The following is an 817-nucleotide window of genomic DNA, read 5'->3' as shown; positions in this document are numbered from 1 at the left end:
CATAGACGCGCACCCTGGGGTTGGCTTCAATGTTGCGGAACCACTGGGCTTTTCGGCCGAAGCCGGAAGGAACGACATACGTGTCTGGCCTCGGGTGATCGACCACCTCAAGCACAACGTAGCGGGGCATGCCCGACGTGCGGCCGATGTGTTCAAGCATGAGCATTCGCGAGCCGAACAGCGCCCCGGCACGCGCTCGATAGATCCAGATCGGGGCGCGGACCAGCTTGCGGGATCGCAGCAATCGAGCTCCGATCCGGCCTAAAAGTGTTGAAGAAGTCGTGGCGACAACCTTCCGTCCGTTGCGCGAGGGCGCGTGTCGGTACGGTGACACGCCGTCAAGTGTGGCACTAAGCGCGCCCTCGCGACGGGTTGCCCCTACCGCGGGGGCGCGGGCGACGCGCTGGGCCCCGCCGACGAAGGCGCTGGCGGCTGGCCGGGACCCGGCGGCTGCTGACCACCCGGCGCACCAGGCGGCTGCAGACCACCCGGCGCACCAGGTCCACCGAGCCCACCGTGCCCAGCCGGTCCACCCGGCCCGCCGGGCCCAGCCGGCAGACCGGGCCCGCCCGGGCCCATTGGCGGCATTCCCCACGGTCCCTTGGGTCCGGCCATCGGTCCGCCCGGCCCGGGATGCGGGAACCCGAAGTGCGACGGCCCTGGCGGTGGTCCAAACCCCGGCGGCGGGGGAGGCCCGAAACCGAACGCCACGATGAGCGCCGCCGCGCCGGCGGTTAAGAAGGCGCCGAAGAGCCCGCCCAGCAGGCCGGCGCCGAGCACGACACGGGTGGAGTAGCGGCGTTTCTCGGCCACCACC

The 817-nt window shown here is 71.4% G+C and carries 1 protein-coding gene and 1 pseudogene; both read right to left on the bottom strand.

Going from position 1 to position 817, the window contains the following annotated elements; translation table 11 throughout:
* The coding region (locus A5636_RS09765) for a nitroreductase family deazaflavin-dependent oxidoreductase (protein ID WP_253900550.1) at positions 1 to 244 on the bottom strand (244 nt) is incomplete at its 3' end.
* Between the two features lie 134 nt (positions 245 to 378).
* Positions 379 to 817, bottom strand: a pseudogene (locus A5636_RS26800) (hypothetical protein); the annotation flags it as partial.

This window comes from Mycobacterium asiaticum (genome assembly GCF_001673315.1).
GTDB lineage: Bacteria > Actinomycetota > Actinomycetes > Mycobacteriales > Mycobacteriaceae > Mycobacterium > Mycobacterium asiaticum_B.
This window is presented reverse-complemented; position numbering and strand designations above follow the sequence as displayed.